General features: G+C 47.4%; 22 protein-coding genes and 1 riboswitch. Of the genes, 21 read left to right on the top strand and 1 reads right to left on the bottom strand.

Annotated elements, in window-relative coordinates:
• The first annotated feature begins 33 nt into the window (after nt 1-33).
• The 14 genes from AXG56_RS16080 (at nt 34) to AXG56_RS16015 (ending at nt 12655) form a co-directional block, all read left to right on the top strand.
• Nucleotides 34-333, top strand: a complete 300-nt coding sequence (locus AXG56_RS16080; protein WP_062515442.1) for a hypothetical protein — start codon at nt 34-36, stop codon at nt 331-333.
• A gap of 96 nt (nt 334-429) precedes the next feature.
• Nucleotides 430-963 carry a GNAT family N-acetyltransferase gene (locus tag AXG56_RS16075; protein WP_062515440.1) on the top strand — a complete coding sequence of 178 codons (534 nt, stop codon included), beginning with the start codon at nt 430-432 and terminating at the stop codon, nt 961-963.
• Between the two features lie 186 nt (nt 964-1149).
• The gene (locus AXG56_RS16070) at nt 1150-1695 is read left to right on the top strand and encodes a cob(I)yrinic acid a,c-diamide adenosyltransferase (protein WP_008633884.1); all 546 of its coding nucleotides are present in this window, start codon (nt 1150-1152) and stop codon (nt 1693-1695) included.
• Nucleotides 1695-3050 carry a cobyrinate a,c-diamide synthase gene (locus tag AXG56_RS16065; protein ID WP_062515438.1) on the top strand — a complete coding sequence of 452 codons (1356 nt, stop codon included), beginning with the start codon at nt 1695-1697 and terminating at the stop codon, nt 3048-3050. Before AXG56_RS16070 ends, AXG56_RS16065 begins: the two co-directional genes overlap by 1 nt.
• A complete protein-coding gene (locus AXG56_RS16060) occupies nt 3047-4522 on the top strand; it encodes a cobyric acid synthase (RefSeq protein WP_062515436.1) in 1476 nt (491 codons plus the stop codon). Before AXG56_RS16065 ends, AXG56_RS16060 begins: the two co-directional genes overlap by 4 nt.
• Nucleotides 4523-4605: 83 nt before the next feature.
• Nucleotides 4606-4780: riboswitch (cobalamin riboswitch) on the top strand.
• 143 nt (nt 4781-4923) lie between these two features.
• Nucleotides 4924-5907: an ABC transporter substrate-binding protein gene (locus tag AXG56_RS16055; RefSeq protein ID WP_026578678.1), complete on the top strand. Its 984-nt coding sequence runs from the start codon at nt 4924-4926 to the stop codon at nt 5905-5907.
• Nucleotides 5870-6940: an iron ABC transporter permease gene (locus AXG56_RS16050; protein ID WP_008633876.1), complete on the top strand. Its 1071-nt coding sequence runs from the start codon at nt 5870-5872 to the stop codon at nt 6938-6940. Before AXG56_RS16055 ends, AXG56_RS16050 begins: the two co-directional genes overlap by 38 nt.
• Nucleotides 6937-8388 (top strand): adenosylcobinamide amidohydrolase, encoded by a 1452-nt coding sequence (locus tag AXG56_RS16045; RefSeq protein WP_062515434.1) that lies wholly within the window; start codon nt 6937-6939, stop codon nt 8386-8388. The genes AXG56_RS16050 and AXG56_RS16045 overlap by 4 nt, the downstream gene beginning before the upstream one ends.
• A complete protein-coding gene (gene cbiB, locus AXG56_RS16040; protein WP_026578676.1) occupies nt 8388-9347 on the top strand; it encodes an adenosylcobinamide-phosphate synthase CbiB in 960 nt (319 codons plus the stop codon). Before AXG56_RS16045 ends, cbiB begins: the two co-directional genes overlap by 1 nt.
• A gap of 18 nt (nt 9348-9365) precedes the next feature.
• Nucleotides 9366-10433: a threonine-phosphate decarboxylase CobD gene (gene cobD / locus AXG56_RS16035; protein WP_062515432.1), complete on the top strand. Its 1068-nt coding sequence runs from the start codon at nt 9366-9368 to the stop codon at nt 10431-10433.
• Nucleotides 10418-10957 carry a bifunctional adenosylcobinamide kinase/adenosylcobinamide-phosphate guanylyltransferase gene (locus AXG56_RS16030; RefSeq protein WP_008633862.1) on the top strand — a complete coding sequence of 180 codons (540 nt, stop codon included), beginning with the start codon at nt 10418-10420 and terminating at the stop codon, nt 10955-10957. Before cobD ends, AXG56_RS16030 begins: the two co-directional genes overlap by 16 nt.
• Nucleotides 10954-11721: an adenosylcobinamide-GDP ribazoletransferase gene (locus AXG56_RS16025; protein WP_008633860.1), complete on the top strand. Its 768-nt coding sequence runs from the start codon at nt 10954-10956 to the stop codon at nt 11719-11721. Before AXG56_RS16030 ends, AXG56_RS16025 begins: the two co-directional genes overlap by 4 nt.
• Nucleotides 11673-12311, top strand: coding sequence for a histidine phosphatase family protein (locus AXG56_RS16020; RefSeq protein WP_008633858.1), 639 nt, complete (start codon nt 11673-11675; stop codon nt 12309-12311). The genes AXG56_RS16025 and AXG56_RS16020 overlap by 49 nt, the downstream gene beginning before the upstream one ends.
• A complete protein-coding gene (locus tag AXG56_RS16015; RefSeq protein WP_026578673.1) occupies nt 12242-12655 on the top strand; it encodes a bifunctional adenosylcobinamide kinase/adenosylcobinamide-phosphate guanylyltransferase in 414 nt (137 codons plus the stop codon). Before AXG56_RS16020 ends, AXG56_RS16015 begins: the two co-directional genes overlap by 70 nt.
• Before the next feature lie 161 nt (nt 12656-12816).
• Here AXG56_RS16015 and brnQ read toward each other — a convergent pair whose 3' ends face one another.
• Nucleotides 12817-14181, bottom strand: coding sequence for a branched-chain amino acid transport system II carrier protein (brnQ, locus tag AXG56_RS16010; protein ID WP_035388630.1), 1365 nt, complete (start codon nt 14179-14181; stop codon nt 12817-12819).
• Nucleotides 14182-14512: 331 nt separating this feature from the next.
• Here brnQ and AXG56_RS16005 point away from each other — a divergent pair, with 331 nt between their 5' ends.
• The 7 genes from AXG56_RS16005 to AXG56_RS15975 all read left to right on the top strand — a co-directional run bounded on the left by AXG56_RS16005 (nt 14513) and on the right by AXG56_RS15975 (nt 21190).
• Nucleotides 14513-14710 carry a cold-shock protein gene (locus AXG56_RS16005; RefSeq protein ID WP_008633850.1) on the top strand — a complete coding sequence of 66 codons (198 nt, stop codon included), beginning with the start codon at nt 14513-14515 and terminating at the stop codon, nt 14708-14710.
• A gap of 239 nt (nt 14711-14949) precedes the next feature.
• On the top strand, nt 14950-15999 hold the full coding sequence (locus AXG56_RS16000; protein WP_008633849.1) for a LacI family DNA-binding transcriptional regulator: 1050 nt from the start codon (nt 14950-14952) through the stop codon (nt 15997-15999).
• A gap of 218 nt (nt 16000-16217) precedes the next feature.
• On the top strand, nt 16218-17471 hold the full coding sequence (locus AXG56_RS15995) for an ABC transporter substrate-binding protein (protein ID WP_062515431.1): 1254 nt from the start codon (nt 16218-16220) through the stop codon (nt 17469-17471).
• 56 nt (nt 17472-17527) lie between these two features.
• Nucleotides 17528-18472 carry a carbohydrate ABC transporter permease gene (locus AXG56_RS15990; protein WP_008633844.1) on the top strand — a complete coding sequence of 315 codons (945 nt, stop codon included), beginning with the start codon at nt 17528-17530 and terminating at the stop codon, nt 18470-18472.
• Entirely contained in the window at nt 18469-19299 is an 831-nt protein-coding gene (locus AXG56_RS15985; protein WP_026578669.1) for a carbohydrate ABC transporter permease, read from the top strand. The genes AXG56_RS15990 and AXG56_RS15985 overlap by 4 nt, the downstream gene beginning before the upstream one ends.
• 26 nt (nt 19300-19325) lie before the next feature.
• On the top strand, nt 19326-20645 hold the full coding sequence (locus AXG56_RS15980; protein WP_008633842.1) for an alpha-glucosidase/alpha-galactosidase: 1320 nt from the start codon (nt 19326-19328) through the stop codon (nt 20643-20645).
• Between the two features lie 110 nt (nt 20646-20755).
• Nucleotides 20756-21190 (top strand): YkvA family protein, encoded by a 435-nt coding sequence (locus AXG56_RS15975; protein WP_008633841.1) that lies wholly within the window; start codon nt 20756-20758, stop codon nt 21188-21190.
• The last annotated feature ends 37 nt before the right edge of the window (nt 21191-21227 follow it).

Below are 21227 nucleotides of genomic sequence, written 5' to 3'. Positions count from 1 at the left end.
AATCTATCGATAAGAGAATAGAGGAGAGTGACTATGAGAAAGCGTATAGTGATTCTGACTGTTTTCGCTGCTTTATTGGTATTCGCCGGATGTAATGTTTTCGGGCCTTACAATCTTTACTATGAATGGAATGAAGAAGGGGTTCTGGCGGATTACTTGGAAGAAAGCGATCAGTTTCAATCAGAAGACATTGATTCTATTAACTACTTAGGATCGGACACGTTCGAGATTACGACCGGAGACGAAGATCATATCGTGAAACGGGTTTACACCTCCATGATGAACGGACATTGGGACGTGTTTCAAGCGTCCGGATCTGAAGCCGATTTCTAATACGAACGTAGAACAAGAGTTAGGGAAGGGGGAAACGATGCGCAGAGAACCGACGTTTCTAAAGGAGTAGAACAGAAGCGAAGGGAGAGAAAGAGATTGATAGAAGAATGGTACACCGAACGATTACATCTGCGTCCATGTAAAGAAGCAGATGCGCCGTACCTATTCGCTGTATGGTCCGATCCGGAGGTTGCGGAATTTATGAATATCGAACCATTCTCCAGCCGGGATCAAGCCGTCCGTATGATCGCTCTTATGAATGCACTGGCTGAAAAGGGAGAAGCCATTCGTTATTCCCTCGAGACTAAAAACGCAGGACGTATCATCGGGTCCTGTGGTTATAATGCGGTGAACGATAGTGCCGGAACAGTAGAAATCGGGTATGAGATCGCCAAGGCTTACTGGCGGCAGGGCTATGGTACAGAAGTAGTTTCCACTCTTGTAGATCATGCGTTTCATCGCTGGGGGATGGAGCAGGTGGAAGCCAAAGTACATCCTCAGAATGAACCATCGACCCGCTTGTTGGAGAAGCTTGGCTTTATCTTTTCAGGCACATTATGGGAGGAAGATGAAGCCACTGGCGGGAAGGAAGAAATGCTTCGTTATGTTAAAAGGAAGTTCCATGATTGAGCAGAAATAAAAAGCAGGCCGGCGGCCTGCTTTTTTGTTGAAAAAAATTGTTCAGCCTTGAATCCCGCTCTGTCCATCATTTTCGTGTGAAAGAAAAGGGCGCCTGCTTTTTTTAATGTCGTTCCTTTGCTATGATCATAGAGATTCTGTGTGATTATTCAGAAAAAATAAAAAGGAGTGAATGACATGGCAAGAGCAAAACGGAAAGGATTGACTCTGGTTTACACCGGAGATGGAAAAGGAAAGACAACAGCTGCCGTCGGACTGACGGTGAGAGCGGTCGGGCAGGGAATGAACGTAAAAATCCTCCAATTCATCAAATCGAAGAAACGGAGCTATGGAGAAATGAAGGCGCTTGAGAAGCTGGGTGTGGAAATGGTGCAGCTCGGAGAGGGGTTCACCTGGCTGAAAACTCCGGATGTACATAGGGAAGCGTTGAAGTCCGGGTGGGCGGAAGCGAAACAAACCGTCATGTCCGGCGAGTATGACGTGGTCGTCCTTGATGAAATAAACAATGCCCTGGCGATCGACACATTCCCGGTCGATGATGTACTGCCATTGGAGGAAGTGCAGGAGCTGATCCGCCATAAACCGGAGCACGTTCATCTTGTCCTTACAGGGAGAAGTGCCAAGGAGGAAATTAAGGAGCTGGCCGATCTTGTTTCCAATGTGCACGTCGAGAAGCATTACTACGATGAAGGAGTGCCGGCGGTGCGCGGCATTGAATATTGATGAGAAAACGCTTGGTGATAGCCGGCGCAGCCAGCGGTGCCGGTAAAACGACGATTACACTCGGGTTAATGGCGGCATGGAAGCAGCAGGGATGGAACGTACAGGGATTCAAGTGCGGACCGGATTATATCGATCCCAGTCTTCATAAAGCGGTAACGGGGCGGCCGGCGCGGAACCTGGATAGTTGGATGCTTCCGGATGACGTGTTGGCGGAAGTGTTTCAAAAAGGAAGTGACACGGCAGATATCTCGATTGTCGAAGGAGTCATGGGACTGTACGACGGTAAGTACGCGACATCCAATCAAGGGTCGACCGCGGAAATCAGTCAGAAAATTGATGCACCTATCATTCTTGTCGTTGACTGCAGTAAGATGGCAAGAAGCGCCGCAGCCATCGTGAAAGGATACCAGTTATTTGATGACACGACGGACATTGCCGGTGTCATTGCAAGTAAAGTCGGAAGCGAAGGGCACTATCGGATTATCAAAGAAGCGGTAGAACAGGAGTGCGGTATTCCGGTGTGCGGGTACCTCCCTCGCATGACAGAGTTAGAGATGCCGGAACGACACCTTGGGTTGATCCCAGCCATTGAAAGGGGAGAGCTGGATGACCTTTTTAACAAGATGGGAAGAGCCGTCATGGAAACCGTAGATATGGAGCGACTGCTGCAGATAAGTGAGAGTAAGCCTTGGATGGAGGTTCCCCCTTCGCCGTTATTTCAACAGCAGGCTTCTTCTTCTCTTAAGATAGCGATTGCGGAGGATAAGGCGTTCAACTTCTATTACCCGGAAAATCTCGAACTTTTGGAGGCGCGCGGTGTAGAAGTGCTTCGTTTTTCTCCGTTAGCTGGAGAGAAAATTCCTAAAGTGGCGGACGGCGTTTATCTGGGCGGCGGCTTTCCTGAACTTTATGCCGAACGACTCTCGGAACAGAAAGACATGAGAAAAGCGTTCCTGGCTCGCGTCGAAGAAGGGCTTCCTGTCCTAGCGGAATGTGGAGGATTCATGTTTTTAACAAAGGCCATCAACGGACATGCCATGGTTGGGGCTATTTCCGGGGACATGCATATGCAGGAAAAGCTGGCTGCTGTCGGATACAGGGAAATCCATGGAGGACCCGGGAATTTTCTTCTTCCTGAAGGGGAAACCGCAAGAGGTCACGAGTTCCACTATTCTGTATATCGCCCGGATGAGGAGCATACGCCGGCCTACTTCGTTAAAGGAACATTCGGAGAAGGGACAGAAGGAGTCATTCATAAGAATATTGTCGCAGGGTACACGCATATACACTTTGCATCGAACCCATCCGTTGTGGATGCTTTCCTGAATAAATGCAGGGAGGTTCGCAATTCATGAAGGCCGTACCAATTATGATCCAGGGCACACACTCAGATGCGGGGAAAAGTATGATGGTTACGGCTTTGTGCAGGATTTTTGCACGAAAAGGATATGCTGTCGCCCCGTTCAAGTCGCAGAATATGGCGCTCAACTCCTATATCACTATAGATGGCAGAGAAATCGGACGCGCGCAGGGGGTGCAGGCGGAAGCAGCCGGTGTCGAGGCAGAGACGATGATGAACCCTGTATTGATCAAGCCGACGAAGGATGATGAATCCCAAATTGTCGTCCATGGGAAGCCGCTCCGGAATATGAAAGCATCCGAGTACCGGAAGGAATATTACGAGACTGCCAAACAGGTAATACGAGAAGCTTATCAATCTTTAGCTGGTCGTTTTGAAAGAATCGTAATCGAAGGTGCCGGAAGCCCGGCAGAAGTGAATTTAAACGACCGTGAACTTGTCAATATGAGTATCGCAAGAATGGCGGATGCTCCGGTCATCCTTGTAGGGGATATCGACAGAGGAGGCGTATTTGCAAGCCTTGTCGGAACCCTGCAGCTGCTTGATCCGGTTGATAGAAAGAGAGTGTGCGGTGTAATCATCAATAAATTCCGCGGAGATGTGTCTCTGCTTCAGCCCGGTTTGGATTGGTTTGAAGCGTATGCAGGTATCCCGGTTCTGGGTGTCGTTCCGTTCCTGGAAGATGCTGCGATGGATGCGGAAGATTCCTTAAGTCTCCATCAATACAGCCGTTTCCCCGACGATGCCAAGGATTTGGATATCGCTGTCATTCATCTTCCGCGCATTTCTAATTTTACAGACATCGATCCGTTTCGGTTTGAAACGGACTGCCACGTACGGCTTGTTCAAAAGCCGGAAGAATTGGGAAAACCCGATTTGATCATTCTTCCCGGAACGAAAAATACGCTGGAAGACTGTCAGTTCATGAAGGAGCTGGGGTTGGACCGCGCTGTCAGAAGGCTTCACCTTCAAGGAACCATCATCTTCGGGATTTGCGGCGGCTATCAAATGATGGGGGAGAAGATCCATGATCCTCAAAAAGTAGAATCTGAAGCCATCGAAGTGGAAGGGATCGGGATTTTTCCACTAAAGACGACAATGCTTACAGAGAAACGGACGGTTCGCTCAAGCATGAAGGTTCATTTCTCGGGAGAAGAGCTGAATATTCAAGGCTATGAAGTCCATATGGGACAGACAGAGAGGACGGGGGATGTCGATTCCTTCCTTGATGGTTCCGTAAGCGACGGAGCATATGGGACGTATTTTCACGGTGTGTTCCATAACGACAAGTTCCGCCATCTGTTTCTCAACCAGCTCAGGAAACGAAAAGGATTGCAGGAGGCGGAAGCGCACGTGTTGTATGAACAACTCCGGTTGGAAGCTTATGATCGTTTAGCAGCGCACGTCACAGGTTTTTTAGACGTAGATAGACTGGAAGACATAATGGAGCAGTACCAGCGTAGATAGGAGCAGAAGCAGGGCCCCTATGAAGGCTATGACAAGATTTACTTTTTTCCGACGGGATTCTATAATAGAATCATCACAAAAATTCGAATATTCCGCGATCAGGTCCTACATGCTGTAGGTGAAAAGGGAAATCGGTGTAAATCCGATGCGGTCCCGCCACTGTAACGTTGAGGAAAGCTGCGTGCCACTGTTTGTACGGGAAGGGCAGCTTGACGATGAAACGGAGCCAGGAGACCTGCCTGACGTGTTCGAGAAGAGACTTTCGGGTTAAAGGTCTGCTTCGAACGAGCGTGATGTGTGCGTTTATTTATCAGCGTGTATCATTCCGCCTCCTTCGACGACCGCCTTTTTCTTAGAGAATGGCGTTTTTTTGTGAGCAAAAATAGGGAGGGGAAAGATACATGAAAAGAACACACTGGTTCATGCCGTTTGTTATGGGTATGCTTCTGATGTTTGCTGTCGGTTGCAGTGATGATTCCAATGAAACGGAGCAGGGCGCAGATGCTGGTGCGGAGGAAACGACTGATCAGCAGGGAAATTCTGCCGAATTCCCGGTCACGGTCACAGACGGAAGTGGAGAGGAAGTTACCATCGAAGAGGAGCCGGAGACGATCGTATCCTTAATACCGAGCAACACAGAAATTACATTTGCGCTCGGTCAGGGCGATAAGTTGATTGGTGTCGATACATACAGCAACTATCCGGAGGAAGCAAATGATATAGAAAAAATTGGAGCTCAGGAAATGGATGTGGAGAAGATTTTATCTTTAGATCCGGATCTTGCGCTGGTGACAGATTTCCACCAGGAGAATAATCGCGATATTCTAGATAAATTCGAAGAATCCGGTATCGACGTTGTTGTTGTCGACAGTGCGGAGTCTTTTGATGCTGTATATGACCATATCGAACTGCTTGGTGATGTGGAAGGGGCATCCGAAGAAGCGGATGAGCTTGTAGGCGACATGCAGTCCAGCTTGGAAAAGATCAAAGAGAAGGCAGAAGCTGTCGAGGAAAAGAAACGGGTTTGGGTGGAGGTCGCTCCTAGTCCTGATATTTATACAACCGGTACAGGAACCTTCATGAATGAGATGCTGGAGGCGATCCATGCCGAAAATACGGCTGCCGACCAGGAAGGTTGGGTGAAGATGACGGAAGAGGAAGCCGTACAGAAGAATCCTGATGTCATCATCACCACTTACGGCTACTATGTCGATAATCCGGAGGAGCAGGTGCTTGACCGAGCGGGATGGGCGGAAGTTCCTGCCGTGAAGCAGGAACAGGTCTTCGATGTGAATAACGATACGGTGACGCGTCCGGGACCGCGTTTGATCGATGGAGTAGAGACGCTTGGAAAGCTCATTTATCCAGAAGTATTTACTGAATAAGATCGGGTGGATGTACATCTTGTTGGGAGGGTTCGTACTTGGTGCGACCCTTCTTGGCGTTTTAAACAGCAGTGTCGATTTCCCGATCCCGGTTGTCCTCGATCTTCTGCTTAATAAAACGCTCGGGATTACTTTGCGGGAAGAGACAGTCGAGAAATCCACCGAACTGATCATTTGGGAAATACGGTTTCCACGGGTACTGCTGGCGCTTCTCGTAGGTGCTTCCCTTTCCATTGCAGGTGCTGCTTTCCAAGGATTGTTGAGGAACCCGCTGGCTGATCCGTACACAATCGGCGTTTCGTCCGGTTCCGCCCTCGGTGCTGTATGCGTGCTGTATTTCCAAATTACGATTTCGTTTCTAGGCGAATTCACGCTGCCGGTTGTAGCGATTATCTCCGGATTCATCACGATGCTTATCGTCTTCGGGGTGACCCACCTGGCCAATCGAACGCTTGCGATCGAGACGATCATTCTGGCTGGTATTATCGTTAGTTCTTTCATCAGTGCGGTCATTTCCTTAATCATTGCCTTGAGTTCAAGAGAAGATATGCGGCAGATTCTTTATTGGCTGATGGGGAATGTCGGGATGCGGGGATGGAGTCATGTCCAATTGCTTCTTCCGTTTTTCGTCGTTGGGGTCCTGCTTCTCCTGTTCAAAACGCGCGAATTAAATGCGATGGCGCTTGGTGAGGAGTCTGCCGAACACTTGGGAGTGCACGTGAATCGAGGGAAAGTGATGGTCATCGTCGGCGCATCGCTGTTGACAGGGGCTGCCGTCGCCGTATCCGGACAAATAGGATTCGTCGGACTGGTCATCCCTCATTTCATCCGAATGCTTGTTGGGCCCAACCACCGCCATGTCCTGCCGTTATCCACGCTTGCCGGCGGTGGTTACCTGATTCTCGCCGACTTATTTGCACGGACGATTGTGGCACCGGAAGAATTGCCGATTGGTGTCATCACCGCCCTGATCGGCGCACCGATCTTTGCTTTACTTATGATCAGAGAGCGATTCAGGAGGAACGAATCATGATAATGATGAAAGGTGTATCAGGAGGATATCAAAGCAAACGGATTGTCCATGATATTGATTTGTCGATTGAAACCGGCCGGTTCTTTACATTGCTTGGTCCGAATGGAAGCGGAAAGACGACCCTGTTTAAATTAATTACAGGGATACTGCCGGCAGCGACGGGAACTATTCAACTGTTCGGCAGGTCTCTGCATACGTTTTCTCCCCGGGAAAAGGCAAGAATGATGGCTGTGCTCTCCCAGGAATCGTATGTGGAATTCGACTTTACGGTCAGAGAAATCGTTACGCTTGGAAGATATCCTCATCAACGAGGGTGGTTAAAGCACACGACGAAAGAAGATCTTCGTATCGTGGATGCTGTAATGGAAGAGACGGATGTCCGCCGCTATGAGAATCAACCGTTCCGTACCTTGAGCGGTGGAGAGAAACAGCGGGTTCTGCTCGCAAAGGCATTGGCGCAGCAGCCGAAGATCCTTTTCCTGGATGAGCCGACAAACCATTTAGATATCAAGCATACAGTCGTCATGCTGGAACATTTGAAGAAGCATCAACGGGATCATGATCTGACGATTGTGGCAATCCTCCACGACCTGAATACGGCCGCGTTGTTCGCAGATGATGTCGGGTTACTGCAGCAAGGGAAACTAGTCGCAACAGGGGATCTGTCCTTGCTGCAGCAGGAGGATTTATTGCAGGAAGTGTACGATGTTCCTGTCCATCATCATTATCACCCGGAAATACCGAAGTCACAAATCGTGGTAACACCCAATCAGGAGACGGGTACGATCCCGGATTATCAAATCATTCAAAATGCGGAATGGATACATCTCCAATTTACCCGGCCGCTTCGGACGATGGCAAACAGCGTCATTGGCGGTGGTATCGGCTGGTCTACGGACTTTTGTAATTTTCATGTAGATTTATCCTACGACTGCCGGGAACCGGAAACGGATGTCATCAGCTGGATGAAAACAAGAGGCGTCGATCCCGCTCAAACAATTGGAATGATGACCGCTGTCCATCTGCAGGACTATGTCATCTGTAAAGAAAACGTTCAGGGTATCGGTGTAATGGCTGTAGTGACGGCAGGGGTCGGTAATGCGGTCGATATTTCGAGAAGAAGAGAACTGGGTGCAATCCAGCCGGGTACGATCAACATTATGGTTTTTGTTGATGCTCATTTGACAGACGGTGCCCTCGTCAATGCCGTTCAATCCGTGACAGAAGCTAAGGTGAAAGCGTTGGCAGACCGGTCTGTCCTGGATCCAGTGACGGGATCGACAGCGACCGGTACATCCACAGATAGTACCGTCGTCGCCTCCACACAGGTAGGGGCACTGACTCCCTATGCCGGCTCAGGGACGGCCGTCGGGCAGGCAATCGGTACGATTGTCTACCGCGGTGTACGGGAGTCCCTCGATAAATATGAGAAAAGGGGATCCCGTTGATGGACTGGCTTTATCACTACTATATTCTGCTTTTTGCAATAGGGCTGGATTTATGGATTGGTGACCCTAAGTGGATTCCCCATCCGGTAATCGGAATCGGAAAGCTTATCGGTCGACTTGAAGGTAAGTGGAACAATGGTGAACGTCTTAGGGAGAAGGGTGTAATGCTCGTTATCGTCATCGTAGGAGGGGCTGCAAGTATCAGCTTTGTGTTGATTACTCTGGCGGAAGCGGTCCATCCAGTTCTGGCTTTTCTGGTGGAAGGGTATATTGTATCTTCCACTATTGCCATCAAAGGGCTTCAGAAGGCCGCTTATGAGGTGCTGGTGCCTTTAAGCGCCGGGAATATCGAAGCCGCCAGGGAAAAGCTCAGCTGGATCGTAGGCAGGGATACGGAAGCTCTGAATGAAAACGAAGTGACGCGTGGTACCGTGGAAACTGTTGCCGAAAATACGGTCGATGCAGTCATTGCCCCAGTTCTTTGGGCACTGATCGGCGGTGGACCGCTTGCGTTCGCCTATCGTGCAGCAAATACATTGGACTCGATGGTCGGCTATAAGAATGATCGCTACCTTAATTTCGGCTGGGCATCCGCCAGGTTTGATGACATCGTCAATTGGCTGCCTGCACGGGTGACAGCGGCAGCCATGTGGATTGGTTCTTTTCATGTCAGAGATTCAAGGCGTAAAAATGGTCTTGTCATCGTACGGCGGGATGCGGCAAAGCATCCGAGCCCGAATGCCGGATTCCCGGAAGCTATGTGTGCCGGGCTTCTCGGTGTCCGTCTCGGAGGTGTGAATTTCTATGAAGGGATTCCTTCTTACCGTGCAGAGCTTGGAACAGCAGGAAGGAAGCTGAAGGCGGCGGACATATTAATAACCGTTCGGTATATGCACGGTACATGGGTGGTGGTGTTGGCACTTGTTGGTATAGTCATTGGTATCACTCACTATTTCTGATGGAGGGAGAGGAAAAGGATGAAAGAATGGCCGGAACACGGCGGGAATCCGTTAAAAATAATGCAACGATATGATATGGGGGAAAAGAAGGTGATGGACTTCAGTGCAAATCTAAATCCGCTGGGACCACCGCCCGATCTTTCTCTGGCTGCCGCATTCCGTACCTTGGATGTCTATCCCGATCCTGATTACCGCAGCGAAGTGCAGGAGCTTGCCGATGCGCTCTTGGTCGAACCGGACATGATTCGCCTTACTAACGGAGGAGCAGAAGCGATTTTCCTCGTGGCACATCTGTTTGCGGGTAAATCCGCGCTGATCATCGAGCCGGCATTCTCCGAGTATGCAAGAGCATGTGAAGCATATCAAATAGATGTGACGCGTCTTAATTTAAAAGAGGATTTTGGTTTTCCCGTGCAGGAAGTGCTGACAGCGATCCCACAAACAGACCTGCTTTTTCTTTGTCGACCTAATAATCCTACGGGTACAATAATCCCGATTGATCGGCTCATACAAATGCTTGAAGAAGCGGAAAAGTCCGAGGTGACAGTGGTGGTCGATGAGGCCTTTGTTCACTTCCTTCCGCTGGAGGAACAAAATATCCTCCCGTTAATGGAGCGTTTTCCAAACTTGATTATCCTGCGTTCCTTGACGAAAATCTATGCGGTTCCGGGTCTTCGCCTTGGGTACATAGTGGCCCAACCCGAACAAATCAAGCGGGTTGCCGGGGTGCAGATCCCATGGAGTGTAAACGGAGTGGTTGCTTCTTTACTGCCCGATCTGCTCGCTCGAACAGACTATATACATAAAACCCGCCGTTTTGTACAGGAAGAGCGGGAGCGATTAGTGATTTCTTTGCATGAACTTGGATTTACGGTTTCACCATCTGTTTCTAATTTCTATCTGTTGAAGGATGCATCCGCGGCAAATTCCGACCCTTTGTTCGTTTATCTGGTTAAGAATGGAATCATTCCGCGTCACACTCATACGTTTTCCGGACTGGAAGGAACGTATATAAGGCTGGCTGTAAGAAAGAAGGAAGAAAACGATCGACTGTTGGAGGTGCTGGCAGCTTGGAAGGGACAGTGACGTTCGTTTCTGGAGGCGCCCGTTCCGGCAAGAGCGCTTTTGCTGAGAGCAGGGCGAAGGTTAAATCCAGCACAGGAAAGCTTATTTATGTTGCGACAGCTGAAGTAGTGGATGAAGAAATGGAAGACCGGATTATACGGCACCGCAAAGATCGTGGGATAGAGTGGCGCACTATGGAAGCGCCGGTTCATATAGCAGGGGACTTAATGAATGTGGAAGAGGGTTCTGCTGTGCTGATTGATTGTGTCACCATATGGGTCAGTCATTTAATGTATGACGAAAAGGAGGACCTGGGCATGATTCTGGAAAAGGTTAAGGAACTGCTGCGAATCGGTCGTGAGAAGCGGCTGCAGCTTATCTTCGTATCCAACGATGTCAATGAGGGAACTCCGGTGCAGGAACCTTCTGTCATGGAATACATAAGAACCCTTCAGGACGTGCACCAGCTCCTGGCAGCTAAAGCCGATGAAGCGTTTCAGGTCATTTCCGGCATCCCTCTTTCCTGGAAAGAAGGAATAGGTTGAAGACGGGCGTTTACGGTTTGATTCTCGCCATTCAGTTTTTGACGCGTATTCCGCTTACCATCGAATGTCCATGGGAACAAAGGACAATCAAAAGCGCTCTTCGATCTTATGGAATCGCAGGTTTCATCATTGGTATGCTGCTCGCAGCCCTATGGTGGGGGACGGTGCTCTACTTTCCTATATGGTTTGGCGGGCTGGCGGTCATTTCCCTGTGGGTATATGTATCCGGCGGCCTTCATCTCGACGGGCTGATGGATGCAGCCGATGCGAAAGGATCCAACAAGCCACTGGAAGGTAAATGGGAGATCATGAAAGATCCCCACGTTGGGAGTTTCGGGATATTAGCGCTCGTTTTCCATCTGGCATGGAAAACAAGCTTCATCTTCGGCCTGTTCGTTTATGGACTTGATAAGAATCTGCTCTTTTCTATCTTCTTCATCCCTGCGTTAAGCAGAGCAGCGGCATTGATCGTTCTGTATCAGCTTCCATTGATGCGGGAGAAGGGTCTCGCTTTCGAGTGGAAGAAGCATATGGACCGAAGGGATGTCATCATAGGTGTAGGTGTCGTTGTATGTGTGGGAGCGTTATCCATTTGGACGATCGTTCTCATGGCAGCTTATGCCGTCTACTACTTTATCTTACGTTGGTGGATTGTCAGGAACTTCCGTGGCGTAAATGGAGATTTAATCGGATTAACGATAGAGGGGGGAGAATTATGGGGGCTGTTCGTACTTTGGATTTGTATGTGGTTCGTCATGGGCTGACGAAGGCAAATATAGAGAAGCGCTATATCGGCCATTTGGACGAACCGGTAATGGAAGAGCGGATGGAAGAGATGTTTGAGTTGAAAAAAAGCTTATCCACGGTCGCTTTTGATGCCTGCTTCACAAGTGACAGGAGGCGCTGCCTGCAGACCCTCCACTATTTAAGGCCGGATCTGCAAGGGTGGAAGGACGTCCGTCTTCGTGAGATATCATTCGGAAAATGGGAGGGGAAAAGACACGAAGACCTTGTCCAGGATCCTTCTTATCAGAGGTGGTTAAAAGATTGGCAGAATACCGGTCCTGACGGAGGAGAACGATTTCCTGAGTTCCACGATCGGGTGGGTGTTTTTTTAAAGGAAATGGTTTCATCTTCTTATGATCAGATTCTTCTCGTTACGCATGGGGGAGTTATTCGTTCTTTATATCAACACCTTCATCCGGAAGCATCCTTCTGGGATATAAGTCCGCCACACGGAAAAGGCTGCTATTTTAGAGTTAGTAAATCAGAGGAGGGATGGTCATGCACGTCGTGGTCGGAGGTGCCTGTTCAGGAAAACGAAAATACGTCCGAGAACACTTCCCTTCTTTAAATTGGGTGAGTGCTTATGAATCCCGGCAATGGTGTGAATGGAAGACTGTGCATGACGGGACGCTTGTTCTCGAAGGGTTCGAGGTATGGATCAGAGAAGCCCTTCAGCAAGGAATGACGCTGGAGGAGGTAAAGAAACTTTTTTTCACCTTCGTCGAGGACGTCAGGCATGCCGGACGTTCGGTCGTATTTATCCTTTTGGAGACAGGTCGGGGGATTGTCCCAATGGAGAAACTGGACAGAGATGGAAGGGATTTGTTAGGCTGGCTGACTCAGAAGTTGACAGGAAACGCGGATGAAGTGACCTATTGCTGGCACGGTTTGTGGACGACGCTCAAAGCATGACACCCATGACGGTGTCATTCGAAAGCTTATGCGTCTTGCAGGAGTCGATGCTCCATCATGGAAACAAAAGGGAACAGGAATAGAAAAACGCACCAAAAGCGCGGGCTTTTGGTGCGTTTTGTTTCTTTAAGATAAACCTTTTCTTCCGTAAAGTTGGATGGTCATGCATCAACGGGAACGGTATGTCCTCTATCATTGTGCCCGGGCCAAAGTAAACCGATGGCAGCACCGATGACTGCCGGAACGATCCATCCAAGGCCGATATCATAAAACGGAAGGTAGGCCGCATAGGCGCTGTCCACGACATCAAGAAACGAAACAGCGGCATTCGGCAGGCTGTCTTTCAAAGCATTGTAGCCGTCGATGACGCTGACGAAGAATGTGAAAGCAACGGAAACGGTGTAGACTTTTTGTTTATTACCGAAGAACGAAGAAGCGAGTCCGAGTAAAATCAGGACAATGGCGATAGGGTATAAGAACATCAGCACAGGAACTGCGAATTGGATAATTTTTGTCAATCCCAGGTTTGCAATTAAAAAAGATACGAAAGAAAGCAGAAACACAAATGTTTTATAGCTGACTTTCGGTACAATTTCGTGGAAGAACTCGCTGCACGCAGCAATTAAGCCGATGCTTGTCTTTAGACATGCAAGAACGATGATGATACCGAGAAGAACAGCTCCGAACGATCCAAAGTAATGCTTAGCCACTTCAGCGAATATGACGCCTCCATTGTCGAACAAGCCGATGGACATAACGCTTGAAGCGCCCATGTAGGTGATTAAACCATAAATAAGCATCATCAATCCCATGGCGAAAATTCCTGACTTCCAAGTCGCTTTGGCGACAGCTTTCTTATCCGTGATGCCTTTGCTCTTAATAGCATTGATGACAACAATACCGAAGGCGAGGGAAGCAAGAGCATCCATTGTATTGTATCCTTCCGTGAATCCGGTCATAAAGGCAAGATCAGTGTAGTCTCCGGATGGTGGCTGGAAACTGCCCATCGGTCTGACAAGTGCTACGATAATTAATAGGAATAAGAACACTAAAAAGGCCGGTGTCAGATATTTTCCGATGTAATCCATCACTTTTGCGGGATTCAGGCAGAAATAATAGACGATTGCGAAAAACACAAAGCTGAAAACAGCAAGCCAAAGGGTGGTTTGGCCTTCCGGAATAAAGGACTCGAAACCGACGACGAAAGGTACGGTCGCTGTCCGTGGAATAGCGAAGAATGGTCCGATCGTCAAATAAAGGACTGCTGCGAATCCGAGACCGAAGATGGGATGAACCCTTCCGGCAAGATCACGCAGACCACTGCTTCCGGATAACCCGATGGCCAATATTCCCATGAAAGGAAGGCCGATCGCCGTCACCAGAAAACCGATTAAAGCCGGCCAGAAGTTTGTACCCGCCAGCTGTCCGAGCTGGATGGGGAAGATGAGGTTCCCTGCTCCAAAAAACATTCCGAACAGCATCGTGCCGATGACGGCATAGGTTGAAAAAGGGATCTTTTTTTCCATAAGTATAGCTCCTTCTTGGTGTAATAATTGTTGAAGTTTTTTGATAATAGAGACTATAATAACAAGAATTCTTTCCGGATACAATGCCATTTTTCTTATTGATATTATTGGAAGTAAACGTCTTAGGTTATGGTTTAAAAGAATGGATATTAAAAAGAAAATCCACAGGCGCTTGACAGATGACCTAAGATCCTATATAGTTAAAGTTAATTATTCTTGTTCGTTTACGAATGAAAGCTTAAGTAACTGTTAAGTCACTTTCGTCTTGAATGAATTTGCAGAGCAATAATAGTAATACAATGTGGATTTATTCCACGCAGGAGGTAACAATATGTTACAAGGTACAGTTAAATGGTTCAACGCAGAAAAAGGTTTCGGTTTTATTGAAGTAGAAGGTCAAGATGATGTATTCGTACACTTCTCTGCAATCCAAGGCGAAGGTTTCAAAACTCTTGAAGAGAACGAAACAGTTTCTTTCGAAATCGTTGAAGGCGACCGTGGCCCACAAGCGGCTAACGTTCAAAAATAAGTCCTAAAGAAAAGCTTCCGGCTAACCCCGGAAGCTTTTTTTTTATGCGTAAATTTACTAAAGTTTATTAGAGGTAATTATCGGGTGGATATAGATCAGGGAGAGAAAGGAGACAAAACCAGGCAATAATCGTTTAATTTTTCTGAAAATAATATTGAAAGCGCTTAATTGTTCTGGTATTATTCATGTAACGATAATATTTACTAAAGTTTTACTAATGTTTGGAGAGGGAGTAATTCATGACTACGATCAAGGAAATAGCTTTGCGTGCCAATTACTCAAGCAGCACCGTTTCAAGAGTGTTAAATCATGATACGACGCTTTCCGTTTCACCGGAGGCGAGATCAAAAATATTGAGTATAGCGAAAGAATTAGGTTATAAGACTGTGCAGGAACGAAAAGGTACGAATACTTCGAAGACAATTCCCGGGAAAGTAGGTGTTCTCATCTGCCATTCCCTTGAAGAGGAATTGAATGACGCGTACTTTATCCATATAAGACAGGGGGTGGAAAGTGAGTGTGAAAAGAGAGGGCTGGATCTGGCAGAGGTTCTTCGATTGAGTCAACTGAAGGCTGGAAAAATAAGTGATGAAATCAAAAATTTGATCGTTGTCGGGAGAATAAGTGAAGAGCTTCTGAGGGCGCTTACGGATCATTTGGAGAATGTCGTTTATATAAACCATTCGACGAACGATGATGTGTACGATGCGGTAGTAATTGATTTTGAACATGCAACCAGACAGGCGGTTGAACACCTGCTTGAACTTGGCTATAAGGATATTGGTTTCATAGGTGGACAGGAAGTAGAGCATTTCGTGGACAGGACGGAAGATCTGGAAGAAGGAAGAAAAGCCACGTTTCGAAAGATTATGGAGGAAAAGGGGCTATTCGCCGAAGAAAAATGTTTGGTTGGGCAGTTCCGTATTTCGGAGGGGTATCGGCTGATGAAAGAGATGATTGAGAGCAGCAGAGTCCCGGAAGCAGTGTTTGCATCCAGTGATGCGATGGCGGTCGGCGCGCTGCGGGCACTTCAAGAAAACAATTATCAAGTGCCTGATGATGTAGCGATCATAGGGTTCAACGATATCGAGTTGGCTAGCTATGCGAGCACACCACTTACTACAGTTCGAGTGCATACAGAAGAAATGGGGAAGACCGGGGTGAAGCTTATGATCGACCGCTTGGAAGGCCGCAACATCCCAATGAAGGTGGTTCTTCCTACCGAATTAATTATTCGTGAAAGCTGTGGGAGCAGGAAAAGGGATTTGCAAAAAAAGGGGATATCCTAATACCTTTACAGCTTTAAGGAGGTGAGGCCTTGGGGGAAAGAAATGATTCGTACATCCACCTGTTTTGGGAAGGACAGGCAGATGCACAGTGGTAAACAGCTGAAGACTGTCTTGCTTAGGGATCAGCTTCAGCGCTTAAAGTATATCGGATTACTTATAAGGGAATCAAATGTTTCGCTCGTATGGGTAAAGAATGACTACATTTAGGAGGAACAACGATGAACAATAGATGGTACAGCCTTATTGTCATAGCCATTATAGGTGTTTTCCTTGTCGGCTGCTCAGACAGCTCTGCCAGCGGAGATGGGGATAAAACGGTACTTACTTTTTATTCGACGGCGACTACGGAAGAAGATAAGCAGGTATTACAGGAAACCATCAAAGAATTTGAAGAAGAGTATCCGGACATCGACATTGAAGACAATTATCCGGGGAGCGGATATGAAGATATGATCCGTGTGAAAATGGCTGCAAACGATATGCCGGATCTGTTTGATACCCATGGTTGGTCACGGCAAAGGTATGGGGAATATGTGGCTGATTTAAGTGATATGGAGTGGGTGGAACGACTGGATCCTGCTCTTGATACCATTCTTAAGGATGAGGATGGAATGGTATATGCGTATCCATTAAATCAGGCGAAAGATGGAATAAATTATAACGAGAGCTTACTGGAGGAGTATGGAATCGAACCTCCTGCGACATTTGATGAGTTCATGGCAGCTTTAGAGACTATTAAAGAGAAAAGCGGTGGAGAAGTGACGCCGCTCTGGATTAATGGTTCGGACAAATCTGCTTTCGGACAATATTTCGATCAATTTGCAACACCGTTACTGGTTACAGACGAAGAGAATAATTACGAAGAAGAACTATTGGATGGCACGTTTGACTGGTCCAACTATACGTATCTTCCGGAAAAATTGAAGGAAATGCAAGATGAAGAGTTATTGAATAAAGATGTATTGACAGCTCAAATACAACAGCGTACACAATTGATGGCGCAAGGAAAGATTGGCTTTGTGTTTGGCGGAGGCTCCATCGGGACAGCTGTAGAAGAGCTTAATCCTGATGTTAAGGTCGGAGTTATTCCTATGCCGATCATTCATGATGGAGATGAACCAAGCTGGATCGGCGGCGAGCGTCATACTGTCGCTGTCTCAAAAAATACGGAACACATGGAAGAAGCGGAGACATTCATTGAATACTTGGCGCGTCCGGAAGTTGCCAAGAAAGTAGCGGAAGGAACCTCTCTGCCTGCTGGATTGACCGGCATCGATGCAGACAACTATTTCAAAGCATACTATGACAAATATGAAGGTGTGATGGTCGAGCCTTATTTTGACCGTATCTATCTACCGAGCGGTATGTGGGATGTTATGGGGGCTACTGGCCAGGAGTTGTTGTCCGATTCCATGAGTCCGAAGGAAGTTTCAGAGAAAATGTCCGAAGAATATACAAGATTGAGAGAATAGAAGGAGGGTGACAACCCTCCTTGAAAATCCAGCATCTATTATAGGAGATGGATATCATGAGTGAAATGGTTCGAAAAACAGAAAGGACGCTCGTTAAGGAGCAAGATCGTTCAGAGAGAAAACGACAGAAGAAAAGCAGATCCGGGTCCCTTTGGTGGATGTACTTACCGGCCCTCCTCGTCGTATCTGTGTTTATCCTTTATCCGTTCTTGAACGGGATTCGTGTATCCTTTACAGATTGGAACGGGTTCTCGCAGACGAAAAACTGGGTGGGGTTCGAGCAATATACAAGAATGTTTCAAGACCCGGATACGTGGCTCGTTGTAAAGAATACGCTGCTATATGGTATCGGAAGTACAATCTTTCAAAATGTGATCGGTCTGCTTTATGCACTTCTGCTTAACCAAAGCATCCGTTTTAAGGCAGTGACGAGAACGATTGTATATTTACCTGTCATCATCAGCCCGCTTGTCATGGGTTACATTTGGTATTTCTTCTTCGCATATCAGAATGGGGCGTTGAATGATGTATTGATGCTCTTTGGAATGGAGAGTGTCAATGCGCTCGGTAACCCTGACTTGAACCCGTGGATCATTGTCTTCGTGAATACTTATCAGTTCGTTGGAATTGCGATGATCATATACTTAGCCGGCCTTCAGGGGATCTCTAAAGATTACTATGAAGCGGCGAATATCGATGGAGCATCCGCTCTTCAGAAATTCAAGAGCATTACCCTGCCGTTGTTGATGCCCGCCATTACTATCAATATGGTTTTAAATATCATTGGCGGACTAAAGTTGTTCGATGTGATCGTGGCACTGACGAACGGTGGCCCGGGAAACGCCTCGCAATCGATGTCGACATTCATGTACTCGCTTTACTTCAACAGACAGGATGCCGGTTATGCAGCGACCCAGGGTGTGCTGATGGCATTTATTATCCTGATATTGAGTCTGCTCGCTCTTGTCTACTTCAAGCGTAAGGAGGTCGATGCATCGTGAATGATTCCGGGAAGAAATCTAAGAAACTATGGACGATCGTGGCCATCGTCATCTCGATCGTTCACCTTATTCCTTTCTACATTCTCATAACGACAGCTTTTAAAGCGAATAACGATTTCAGTTCGCGTTGGGTTTTACCGGAATCGTGGAGTTTCCAGAACTTTACCCAAGCATGGGAAACAGCGAGTCTTGGTACAGCCTTCTTTAATACGATGGTGATTACTGCATGTGCAGCCGTCCTGTTGATTATCTTTGGCTCGCTTGCAGCGTATCCTTTGGCGCGTTTGAATACGAGATTGAATAAGTTCGTTTATTTTCTTTTTATCGCTATCATGATTATTCCACCATTGACTGCACTTGTTCCGTTGTACCAGCTGGTCGTGGATATCGGGTTGATGAACACGAGGACGGTTGCCATTCTGAATAACTTGGCTGCGTTTCTTCCTTTGACGATTTTCTTATATGCGGGCTTCATCCGGTCGACTGTACCGAAGGAGCTGGAAGAGGCAGCAAAAATGGATGGGGCCAACACGTTGATGATTTTCTTCCGTGTTGTATTTCCACTTCTCAAGCCGATTACCGCGACGGTATTAATCATCTCCTGTGTATTTATCTGGAATGATTATCAATTTGCAATCTTCTTCCTTCAGGATAAAGAAGTACAGACACTGACGGTAGCCTTGGCCGGCTTCTTCGGGCAGAATCAAAACAACTTAAATCTGGTCGCCTCTGCTGCTCTTATGTCCATGCTTCCAATGACGATTCTGTTTTTATTTCTACAGAAGTATTTTGTCGCTGGTCTATCTTCAGGATCAATTAAAGGCTAATCTATTAAGAGTTAGGAGAATATATCATGTCTAAAATTACATTCTTAGGTGCAGGAAGCACGATTTTCGCTAAAAACGTACTTGGTGACTGTATGCTCACTCCGAGTATTCAAGGATTTGAATTTGCCCTGTTCGATATCGACCAGCAGCGGTTGAGTGAGTCGGAGCGAATGTTGAAAAACTTGAAAGAGAGTACGGGGAGTACCGTGACCGTGAAAGCTTATACGGATCGTAAAGAAGCTCTTCGTGGCGCCAAATATGTCATCAATGCGATTCAAGTTGGAGGGTATAAGCCAAGTACCGTAATCGACTTCGACATTCCGAAGAAATACGGCCTGCGTCAAACGATTGCAGACACGGTGGGGATTGGCGGGATATTCCGTGCTTTGCGCACGATTCCGGTAATGATGGATTTTGCTCAGGATATTGAGGAAGTTTGTCCAGACGCTCTCTTCCTTAATTATACGAACCCGATGGCCGCGCTTACAGGGGCAATGCTCCACCACACTTCCGTCCAAACGGTCGGCCTCTGCCACAGCGTTCAAGCAGCAGTACCCGAATTGTTTCGATCGTTAAATATGGATGATACGGACATCCAGTGGAAAATTGCCGGCATCAATCATATGGCATGGCTTCTTGAAGTGAAGAAGGACGGCAAAGATCTTTATCCGGAAATCAAAAGGCGTGCACAGGAAAAGCAGAAAGAGAAACATGATGATATGGTGCGTTTTGAATTGATGAACCGCTTCGGATACTATGTGACGGAATCGTCGGAACATAATGCGGAGTATCATCCGTACTTTATCAAAGGTCGTTATCCGGAATTGATTGAGCGGTTCCATATACCTCTTGATGAATATCCTCGCCGCTGTGTGAAGCAGATCAGCGATTGGGAGAAGATGAGGGAGGAAGTCGTGCATAATTCGAATTTGACCCATGAGCGGACACATGAATATGCTTCGTATATCATCGATGCGATGGAAACAGATCGTCCGTTCCGCCTTCATGGTAATGTATTAAATACAGGAGGACTTATTTCAAATCTTCCGAACAAGGCGGTCGTAGAGGTCCCTTGTCTTGTCGATAGAAATGGTGTCACTCCATGCCGTATCGGTGACTTGCCGGAGCAGTTGGCAGCCTTGAACCGCACGAATATAAATACCCAGCTGTTGACGATCGAAGCAGCTATCACCGGCAAGCGTGATCATATCTATCACGCCGCGATGCTCGATCCTCATACGGCTGCAGAGCTGTCGCTCGATGATATCGTCTCTCTTTGCGATGAGCTCATAGATGCGCACGGGGCTTGGATTCCAAAATTTGAAAAAAGTAATGTTCTTGTATAATTAAAGGAAGAACCGCAGGGGAAAATTCCTCTGCGGTTTTATCTATTAATGAATGGAAAGGTTTAAGAAGGATGGGTTTCGTCAAAAGTACACCAAGAGGAGGAAAACCTATGAAATCCACGAAAAGTTACAAAGAAAGGCTTAAGCAGTTAAATCCGAAGCAGGCAATAGAGAAAGGGCGCGCTCATTTCTCAGAAAAAGAGTATGGGGAGAAACTGCGCCGGTACAGTGGACGCCTCGGCGCGAAGGTCGTCTACTACAGCCTGCTCCTCTATTATGCCTTCCGAAAACCGGAAACGCCCAAGAAAGCGAAGCTCACGATTATGGGTGCCCTCGGTTATTTGATTCTTCCGGTAGACCTCATTCCGGACTTCATACCCGGTGTAGGTTTAGCGGATGACAGTGCCGTGATTGCCTATGCCATCTCCCAGATTATTTCCCATATTGATGAAGAGGTCGAGAGGAAAGCGGAACAGCGGGTCAGCAGGCTTTTCGGAAGGGACTTGGATGAAGAGGAGCGGACGCTTCCTCGGGCTGAGCGGTAGACTTTGTGCTTTAGCGATGCAGGAAAGTACGATATAA

It is taken from the genome of Halobacillus sp. KGW1, from assembly GCF_001592845.1.
Lineage (GTDB): Bacteria > Bacillota > Bacilli > Bacillales > Halobacillaceae > Halobacillus.
This window is presented reverse-complemented; position numbering and strand designations above follow the sequence as displayed.